The organism is Psychrobacter sp. TB20-MNA-CIBAN-0197 (genome assembly GCF_040309765.1).
Taxonomy (GTDB): Bacteria; Pseudomonadota; Gammaproteobacteria; order Pseudomonadales; family Moraxellaceae; genus Psychrobacter; species Psychrobacter submarinus.
The window spans coordinates 1-254 of sequence record NZ_JBEOPC010001017.1 but is presented as its reverse complement, the minus strand read 5'-3'; the positions used below and the strand labels follow the sequence as shown (position 1 = coordinate 254).

Here is a 254-nt window from a genome sequence, read left to right as displayed (position 1 = left end):
CTCTTAGCTGGTTATTTTATTGAGCAAACAGCCCGTAAATTAGGGATAAAACAATTAAAACTAAGCCCCGAAGCGCAAGCATTGCTTAATCAGTACAACTGGCCAGGTAACGTTCGCGAGCTTGAACATGTCATTAGCCGCAGCGCCCTAAAAGCAAAACAAAGCCAATGGCAAAATCCAATAATAACCATTACAAGCGAGCACTGTGATTTAACACCGAGTGCGCTGCAACCCCCTATAGCAGAGAGCCGAAG

The 254-nt window shown here is 44.9% G+C and carries 1 protein-coding gene; it reads left to right on the top strand.

All coding sequences use genetic code 11. The features are described 5' to 3' along the window. A partial coding sequence (locus AAEY83_RS16970; RefSeq protein WP_502945212.1) for an AAA-type ATPase lid domain-containing protein occupies positions 1-254 on the top strand: 254 nt, incomplete at both ends.